The following is a 9,047-nucleotide window of genomic DNA, read 5'->3' as shown; positions in this document are numbered from 1 at the left end:
CGTTTCCGGTGCCTGTAAAGCCCCCCCCGCCGACATAGGTCAGGTTTTCGAGATTGGAGCCGAAGGCGAGCGCGTAGCTTAACAACGTCGTCCGAACCGTATCCGTCCCCTCATTGAGGTTTTCGGTGACAACGTCGGCAGCATTTTCGACGGAGTAGGTGTCGTTACCCGCGCCGCCGAGCAAGGTATCGGCACCCGCCGCGCCAATCAGCCAATCGTTGCCGGCACCGCCTGACAGCCTATCGTTGCCGACACCGCCAGTGATCGTATTGTCGAGAGCATTGCCAGTCCCGCTAAAAGTCCCAATGCCGGTATAGGTCAGGTTTTCCACATTGGCGGCAAGCGTATAGCTCATCAATGCCGCCGTCCGAACTGTGTCGGTGCCCTCATTGGCATTTTCAGTGACGACGTCGCCGGCATTGTCGACGGAATAAGTGTCGTTGCCGGTCCCGCCGAGCAAGCTATCGGCGCCCGCCGCACCGTTCAGCCAATCGGTGCCGGCCCCGCCTGAGAGGGTATCGGCGGCAACGCCCCCGGTGATTGTGTTGTCGAGCCCGTTTCCGGTACCGCTGAAGGCCCCGGTGCCGGTGTGGGTCAGGTTTTCGACATTGGCGCCAAGCGTGTAGCTTACCGTGGCGCGAACCGTGTCGGTCCCCTCATCGGCGTTTTCGGTGACGACGTCGGCGATATTGTCGACGGAATAGGTGTCGTTGCCCGTGCCGCCGAGCAAGGTATCGGCGCCCGCCGCGCCGTTCAATGTGTCGTCGCCGACACCGCCGATGATCGTGTTGTCGAGCCCGTTTCCGGTGCCTGTAAAGCCCCCCCCGCCGACATAGGTCAGGTTTTCGAGATTGGAGCCGAAGGCGAGCGCGTAGCTTAACAACGTCGTCCGAACCGTATCCGTCCCCTCATTGAGGTTTTCGGTGACAACGTCGGCAGCATTTTCGACGGAGTAGGTGTCGTTACCCGCGCCGCCGAGCAAGGTATCGGCACCCGCCGCGCCAATCAGCCAATCGTTGCCGGCACCGCCTGACAGCCTATCGTTGCCGACACCGCCAGTGATCGTATTGTCGAGAGCATTGCCAGTCCCGCTAAAAGTCCCAATGCCGGTATAGGTCAGGTTTTCCACATTGGCGGCAAGCGTATAGCTCATCAATGCCGCCGTCCGAACTGTGTCGGTGCCCTCATTGGCATTTTCAGTGACGACGTCGCCGGCATTGTCGACGGAATAAGTGTCGTTGCCGGTCCCGCCGAGCAAGCTATCGGCGCCCGCCGCACCGTTCAGCCAATCGGTGCCGGCCCCGCCTGAGAGGGTATCGGCGGCAACGCCCCCGGTGATTGTGTTGTCGAGCCCGTTTCCGGTACCGCTGAAGGCCCCGGCGCCGGTGTAGGTCAGGTTTTCGACATTGACGCCAAGCGTATAGCTTATCAGTTGCGACGTCCGAACCGTGTCGGTTCCCTCATCGGCGTTTTCGGTGACGACGTCGGCGCCATTGTCGACGGAATAGGTGTCGTTGCCGATGCCAGCGATCAAGGTGTCGGCCCCTGCCGCGCCGTTCAGCCAATCGTTGCCGTCGCCGCCGATGATCGTGTTGGCAGTCGCATTGCCGGTGCCGGTGAAGGCTCCCGTGCCGGTATAGGTAAGGGTTTCGACGTTGGTGCCGATGGTATAGCTGGCAAGCGCCGCTTGGACCGTATCCGTCCCCTCATTGGCATTCTCAATCACAGCATCCGTTGCAATATCGACGACGTAGACGTCGTCGCCCACCCCCCCCGACATCGTGTCCAATCCGGCACCGCCGATCAATGTGTCGTTGCCAGTATCACCTGACAGCCTGTCATTGCCGACTCCGCCGGTGATCGTGTTGTCGAGTCCGTTTCCGATACCGCTGAAGGCCCCGGTGCCGGTGTAGGTCAGGTTTTCGACATGGGCGCCAAGCGTATAGCTTGTCAGTTGCGACGTCCGAACCGTATCGGTCCCCTCACTGGCGTTTTCGGTGACGACGTCGGCGATATTGTCGACGGAATAGGTGTCGTTGCCGGTGCCGCCGAGCAAGGTATCGGCGCCCGGCGCGCCATTCAGCCAATCGTTGCCGGCACCGCCTGTCAGCCTGTCTTTGCCGACCCCGCCGGCGATCGTGTTGTCGAGCCCGTTTCCGGTACCGTTGAAGTCTTCCAAGCCGGTGTAGGTCAGGTTTTCGACATTGGCGGCAAGCGTGTAAATTGCCAGTTGCGATGTCCGAACCGTATCGGTCCCCTCACCGGCATTTTCGGTGACGATGTCGGCGATATTGTCGACGGAATAGGTGTCGTTGCCAGTGTCGCCGAGCAAGCTATCGGCGCCCGCCGCGCCGTTCAGCCAATCATTGCCATCGCCGCCCAAGAGCGTGTCGGCGGCAGCGCCCCCGGTGATTGTGTTGTCGAGCCCGTTTCCGATACCGCTGAAGGCCCCGGCGCCGGTGTAGGTCAGGTTTTCGACATTGACGCCAAGCGTATAGCTTATCAGTTGCGACGTCCGAACCGTGTCGGTTCCCTCATCGGCGTTTTCGGTGACGACGTCGGCAGCATTGTCGACGAAATAGGTGTCGTTGCCGATGCCAGCGATCAAGGTGTCGGCCCCTGCCGCGCCGTTCAGCCAATCGTTGCCGCCGCCGCCAATGATCGTGTTGGCAGTCGCATTGCCGGTGCCGGTGAAGGCTGCCGTGCCGGTATAGGCGAGGGTTTCGACGTTGGTGCCGATGGTATAGCTGGCAAGCGCCGTCTGGACCGTATCCGTCCCCCCATTGGCATTCTCAATCACAGCGTCGTTGGCATTGTCGACGATGTAGACGTCGTCGCCCACCCCGCCCGACATCGTGTCCAATCCGGCACCGCCGATCAATGTGTCGTTGCCGATACCGCCGGCAAGCGAATCATTTCCGGCATTGCCCCAAAGCGTATTGTTCGCATCGTTGCCGACAATCGTATCGTTGCCGGAACCGGCCTGAATATTCTCGATCAACGAGGCAAGATTGCCATGATAAAGAAGTGCGTTGAAAATGTTGCCGCGAGCATAACCACTGTTCGGGCCGCCGTTCAAATCGGCCAACTGACCTTGGGAAAAGACCGAGTAGCTCCCGGGTTGCAAGTTGATGTTAAGACCGGTGGAATAGGCGCTGAGATCATAGGTGTCGATACCGCCGCCGTCCCAGACTGTTGCGAAGATTCTGTTGGCATCGGGAGTGATGGCCGCAACCCCGTTGACATAGGTGACGCCTTCGTTCGGGTTCCACTTGTAGACGGTATTGCCACTGTTCGTCGTGTAGTCCGCCCCATACATTTCCTGCAGGGCGGCGATGTCGAGCATCATGAAGGTTTGTGGCGCGCCATCATGCTCATACTTGTACCCACTCAAATCGTCTCCGACATATGTGTGGTAGGTCATGATCGTGTATTCGAGCGAGTCATATGCACTCGGAACAACTGTCATATTGGAAGCATAAGCTTCCTGCGCATGTTTCAATCCCAGCGCGTGACCCAGCTCATGCGCCACGGTATGGCCCGCATAGTTGCCGAATTCCGGAAAGCGAAGGTCATATTCCGTGCCAGCATATTCCGTCCCGAACCAGACATCGCCGCCGACGCCGCCAACAACTGGAGTATAGGCCCATGCCGTCGAAGGTAGGGACGATTGAGCGAACCGCACCGTTGCGGTATCCGCGCTTCCGGCGACAAAGTTGGCGTTCGTAAATCCCTCTACGGAGAAGCCGTCATTTGCCGTGTTCCCGTAGGACTGCTCCATAAAGAACAAGGCAAAAGACTGCTGTTGCGAGGAAATCGAAGAGAAATCATAGTCTTTCTCGCCGCTATAGGCATATGATGCCGAAGTAGTGGGAAACGCATAGGTTATCGTTGCATTCCAGGCAGCGCCGGCGAAAAGCCCGTCAACTTTCTGATCCCCAGTTAAGGCGACGTTTGTTGTCGAAGTAATAAGGTTCGTCATAAAATCCCCGATTGCCTATTCCACTGGACGGCACCTAATGCCGAATTTCCCTACTGCTTCATTTGGGGACGAAATTCAACTAAAAGCTTCATTTTATAGACATGTGTCTTGGCAGCTAGCGCTAATGAAGCGCTTCCTCCACGCATAAGATTCGATTTGCTGCGGCAGCCGGCGCGCAAGACCTCGGATACGGGGAAACGACGTTGAAGAGACCGTGCTTCCAATGCCGGCGACGAGTACAAAGAGCTGAACACGCGCTTTAAGCCTGATGGTCCTGGGAGCTCGCTGAATATAAATGGCCTGGGACGCCCGTCCCCCTCAACGCCAAGTCGTGCTGCAGCTGGGCCGGGTCTGCCGCAATTCGACAAAACGCAGCGAGGCCGCAGAGTGCACCAGACCGGAGTCCAAATGCTGCGAAACGATGCACATCCACGCGGAATTAGTTCCCTGAAGCTAGAATTACCGCTCCCGGCACTGACCTCTGAACGGCTGTCTGCCAAGATGTACCTCGCTCAGAAATACGATGCCACGGGGATTTCAGCCTCGTCCCGATTTCGAATTGGTTGTGGCGAAGAAGCAACAGAATGACATCGGCAGCAGGTCTGCACTTCGCCGACGGCTCGCTCCAAAGAGGCCGCACCCAACCCCGTTCATAGCTGACGCCGGCTGGTGAGATATGCGATTGACGCCGGACGGCTCTCCATCCCGCCGAAGCAGGATGAACAGCCGACGGTAGCCAAAACGCCGCCGCTCGTTGGCGAGTTCGCGCAGCTTCGCTCGCGGATTGACCTCCGGCGGTCGACTTGACCGATAACGGATCGTCTTGCGGTCGGCGGATATGATCTGGCAGGCCCGACGCTCCGACAGACCCATGACGGCCTTCAGATGCGTGGCGGCTTCACGCTTGGCGGCAGGCCCTACCATTTTTTTGCAAGAAGCTCGCGGAGTGCGGCTGCATCCAGCATCTGCTCGGCCAGCAACTTCTTTAGCCTGGCATTCTCGTCCTCAAGCGCCTTCAGACGCTTCGCTTCGGAGAGTTCCATACCGCCGTACTTGGCTTTCCAATTATGAAACGTTGCTTCTGAAATCGTAAGCGGCAAGGAGACCCCATCTGGCGCTGCTGATGCTGAGCGGGATATTTCGGACATACGAGTTCTCTAAATGTGAGGATCTATGTCTAGGCCTGCGGCTAGCCTTGGATTGATGCGGATGATCGAGGCGGTGCCCGATCGTCTTGACGGCTCGCCGCGACAGTTGCGGCGGTTCTGGTCTGACGAGTTCAAGGCCACCGCGGTCGAGCAAGCCTGTGAGCCCGGTGTGAACGTCTCAGCAGTCGCGCGGCAGATCGGGATCCTTCCGTCTCAGCTCTATCGCTGGCGCAGAGAACTGTCGGGGAGTGATGAGCCTGGGCAAGTAGCAGCGACAGTGGATCCGCAGAGCGTTGTATCCGACCCCGTCATCGAAATCATCATCGGCAATATCGGCGTGCGGGTGGGCCGGCATGTCGGTGAGGCGCATCTGCAGCGAGTGATCCGGGCGGTTCGCTCAGTATGATCCCCGCAGGTGTAAAGGTCTTCCTTGCCAGCCATCCCATCGACTTCCGCAATTATGTGAAGCGTGCAGTTATGTGGAGTCCGCCGCGGCTCGAGCTGCTTCCTCGTTTTTGTCCAATAGCTTAGATCGCTCATGAGCCTTCCCCACTCGGTATAATTGTTGTCGTCTCAAGACGTTCTTTTTGTCATCGAGAGGAGACCACCGTGCCAAAATCGACGGAAGTTCTACCAGAATGCACGCAACTGATGGACCCAGGCAAATTGCGTCCGTTCCTGGAGGCGTTCACGAGCCGATTGTTGAACTTGGGACATACCCGCCTGACGGTGTCAGGCTACGAAGCTTCGGCCCGTCATTTCGGACAGTGGCTACAGAGCACGAAGATTGCCATCACGGAGATTGACGACGATGTCGTTCGCCGCTTTGCGCAGCACCGATGCCGTTGCCCTGGCAGCCGGCAAGCCGATCGTCTGTCGGCCAAATATGTAAATCGCGCGCGCCGGTTCATTGGTTTCCTGGTGGAATACGGGGCGGTGACGCCGTCGACACATGAGCTGCCAGGTGTGGACCTTCACGAGGTCCAAATTGTTGCTTTCCAGACTTGGCTGAGACGGCATCGGGGGATATCCGAGCGCACCGTCCGTCGCCACGGCCGTATGGTCATGCGGCTGCTTGCCGGCCTCGGTCCTGATCCAAAGCTGTACGATGCCCGTCTTGTTTGGCACGTGATTCTTGACGAGGCCCAGCGAAGTTCGCGCGCCAACCTCAAGACGATGACGATGGCGTTGCGAGGCTACCTCAAGTATCTGGCTACCCAGGGTTTGTGCCAACCGGGGCTTGATCAGGCCATACCGACGGTCCCGCAATGGCGGTTATCGGCCTTGCCGCTCTACATCTCCACCGCCGACGTTGATCGGGTGGTTGCGTCGTGCGACGTCACGACACCGATCGGCATCCGCGATCACGCGGTTCTGCTGCTGCTGGCACGTCTCGGTCTGCGCGCCGGCGACGTTTCGAGCATGTGCCTTGAAGACATCGACTGGCGAGAGGGCACTTTATGTGTGCGCGGCAAGGGCCGCCGCGAGATCCGGCTTCCGCTGCCCCAGGACGTCGGCGAAGCGATTATCGACTATCTACGCGAGGCCCGTCCGCCCGCCGCCTGCGAGCAGATCTTCCTGCGGGCTGTCGCGCCGCATCGGCCGTTGGCGAGCGCGACTGTCTCTAGCATCGTCAAGCTTGCGCTTGTAAGGGCGGGTATCGACAACGCTCCCTCCCGAGGCGCCAATCTCCTGCGACACTCCGCGGCGACCAGCATGCTTCGGGCCGGCGCCACGCTGGATATGATCGGGACCGTGCTTCGCCATCGATCGGTCGACACGACTGCCCACTATGCGAAGGTGGACATCGACATGCTGCTCCAGATCGCCCAGCCTTGGCCGGGGAGTGCGTCATGCTGAGCCAGGATCTCTCGCGATATGTGGAACTCCAGCGCACGGTGGGCTTCAAGTTCCGCGTCCAGCACACGCTTTTGAGGAGCTTCGTCACCTTCGCCGAGAAGCATGGCGATCGGCACATTGAAGTCACTCGTGTACTTGAATGGGCGACGCTGGCGCCATCCCCACAGCAGCGCCGCAACCGGCTGGTGACGGTCCGCCGCTTTGCGTTGGTGCTAGCAGCCGAGGACCTGCGCCATCAGATTCCTTCCGCCGAAGCCCTGGGGCGCAACCTGCTCAAGCGGCGGATCCCGCACATCTATACCCGGGATGAGATCACCGCGTTGTTGCAGGCGGCCGCACAATTGAAGCCGTCAGACACGATCCGGCCGCTGATGTACGAGACCCTGTTCGGATTGCTGGCCGCCACCGGAATGCGCATTTCCGAAGCCCTCGCGCTTCGATTTGAGGACGTGACCGCCGATGGGCTGGTTATCCGACAAACCAAGTTCCAGAAGAGCCGCTTGCTGCCGCTCCACGACACGACGCGGGACGCTCTGGACAAGTATTTGTTGGCGCGTCGTCGGCTCGGAACCTTGAACAGCATGCTGTTCGTTTCCGCTACGGGCGCCCCGCCGGCCTACAGTACCGTGATTGCTGTCTTCCTCCGCCTCGCACGATCGCTCGGTGTGCGGGGAGAGCCCGGGCAAACGGGCCCCCGCATTCACGATCTGCGGCACACATTCGCCGTGCGCTCCCTCGAGCAATGCCAGCACGATCACCATGCCGTCGGCCGCCATATCGTCGCCCTCAGCACCTACCTCGGCCATGCCCACGTCACTGACACCTACTGGTATCTGCAGGCAACGCCGATCCTGTTGAGGCAGATCGCAGCGGCTGGCGAGGCCTTGCATCAAGGAGCCGTCACATGACCGCGCTGGCTCCGCATCTCACCACCTTTCTACGAGAACACCTGCCGCAAGAGCGGCGGGCAAGCCCACACACCTGCGAGGCTTACGCCTACAGCTTCCAACTGCTGCTGTGCTTCGCCGCTAGCCGGTTGAGGACCACCCCGTCCCGCATCGAGATCGAGCAACTCGATCCACCGCTCCTCCTTGCGTTTTTGGAGCACATTGAGAGGGAGCGCGGCAACTCGGCGCGCACCCGCAACGCCCGTCTTGCTGCCATCAAAGCCTTCTTCCGCTTCCTCGAGTACCGGCTCCCTTCCTATCTGGATCAGGCGCGCCGGGTTCGGGCGATCCCGATGAAGAAGGTCGACGAGGGGCTCGTCAGCCATCTCAGCCGCGACGAGATGCAGGCTTTGCTTGATGCACCGAACCCGCGTCAGGTATCCGGCATTCGCGATCGAGCGATGCTGCATCTGGCCTTCGCTGCAGGGCTGCGCGTCTCCGAGCTCGTCAGCATCCGCCTCGACCAGATTGACCGCCAGACGGTCACCAGCATCCACGTCATGGGTAAGGGACGCCGCGAACGCGTGTTGCCCTTGTGGAAAGAGACCACGGCGGCGTTGAAGGCCTGGCTGGCAGTCCGCCCGGCGAGTGGCGACGCCGAACTCTTCCTCAATGCCGTGAGACGCGCGATGACCCGGGCCGGATTCGAATATATCCTCGCCAAGCACGCCGCTACCGCGGCGCAGAAGCTCCCATCTCTCGCCGATAAACGCATTACCCCACATGTGTTGCGCCATACCTGCGCCATGCACACCCTGAAAGCGACCCGCGATGTACGCAAGGTGTCACTCTGGCTCGGTCACGCCAGCCTGCAAAGCACGGAAATCTATCTGCGGGCCGATCCAACCGAAAAACTGGAGGCGCTTGCCGCGATGGCGCCGCCGTCGCTCAAGCCGGGTCGCTTTGCTGCTCCCGACAAGCTGCTCGCGATGCTGAAGTCCATCGGACGATCGACAAATTATGTCGAGTAATCCCACTCTCAAACACCGCAAGCGGCAAGCAATTGCCGCGGCGGACTCCACATAACTGCACGCTTCACATAATTGCGATTATGCGGGGCTCCGCATAACCGCAAAGGGCCGGACAGTTTGCTGTCACTGGTGCGCGATG

General features: G+C 60.0%; 5 protein-coding genes and 1 pseudogene. 4 read left to right on the top strand and 2 right to left on the bottom strand.

Annotated features, from left to right (window positions below):
- A partial coding sequence (locus tag HFO71_RS08920) for a M10 family metallopeptidase (RefSeq protein WP_221987883.1) occupies window positions 1-3,982 on the bottom strand: 3,982 nt, incomplete at its 3' end.
- Window positions 3,983-4,657: 675 nt separating this feature from the next.
- A pseudogene (locus HFO71_RS08915) lies at window positions 4,658-5,130 on the bottom strand (transposase); the annotation flags it as partial.
- A 61-nt stretch (window positions 5,131-5,191) separates the two neighbouring features.
- On the opposite strand from HFO71_RS08915, the gene HFO71_RS08910 reads away from it, so the two are divergent.
- From HFO71_RS08910 to HFO71_RS08895, 4 genes are all read left to right on the top strand, one after another.
- Window positions 5,192-5,536, top strand: a complete 345-nt coding sequence (locus HFO71_RS08910; RefSeq protein WP_221987882.1) for a transposase — start codon at window positions 5,192-5,194, stop codon at window positions 5,534-5,536.
- Between the two features lie 203 nt (window positions 5,537-5,739).
- Entirely contained in the window at window positions 5,740-6,990 is a 1,251-nt protein-coding gene (locus tag HFO71_RS08905; protein WP_221987881.1) for a tyrosine-type recombinase/integrase, read from the top strand.
- A complete protein-coding gene (locus tag HFO71_RS08900) occupies window positions 6,984-7,898 on the top strand; it encodes a tyrosine-type recombinase/integrase (RefSeq protein WP_168250998.1) in 915 nt (304 codons plus the stop codon). Before HFO71_RS08905 ends, HFO71_RS08900 begins: the two co-directional genes overlap by 7 nt.
- The gene (locus tag HFO71_RS08895; RefSeq protein ID WP_221987880.1) at window positions 7,895-8,908 is read left to right on the top strand and encodes a tyrosine-type recombinase/integrase; all 1,014 of its coding nucleotides are present in this window, start codon (window positions 7,895-7,897) and stop codon (window positions 8,906-8,908) included. The genes HFO71_RS08900 and HFO71_RS08895 overlap by 4 nt, the downstream gene beginning before the upstream one ends.
- Window positions 8,909-9,047 lie beyond the last annotated feature (139 nt).

This window comes from Rhizobium laguerreae (assembly GCF_019778565.1).
GTDB lineage: Bacteria > Pseudomonadota > Alphaproteobacteria > Rhizobiales > Rhizobiaceae > Rhizobium > Rhizobium laguerreae.
This window is presented reverse-complemented; position numbering and strand designations above follow the sequence as displayed.

Bases quoted from the DNA above. Each gene is read 5' to 3' on its own strand.
- HFO71_RS08895 (WP_221987880.1), top strand. From the start codon at position 7,895: ATGACCGCGCTGGCTCCGCATCTCACCACCTTTCTACGAGAACACCTG.
- HFO71_RS08910 (WP_221987882.1), top strand. From the start codon at position 5,192: ATGATCGAGGCGGTGCCCGATCGTCTTGACGGCTCGCCGCGACAGTTG.
- HFO71_RS08900 (WP_168250998.1), top strand. From the start codon at position 6,984: ATGCTGAGCCAGGATCTCTCGCGATATGTGGAACTCCAGCGCACGGTG.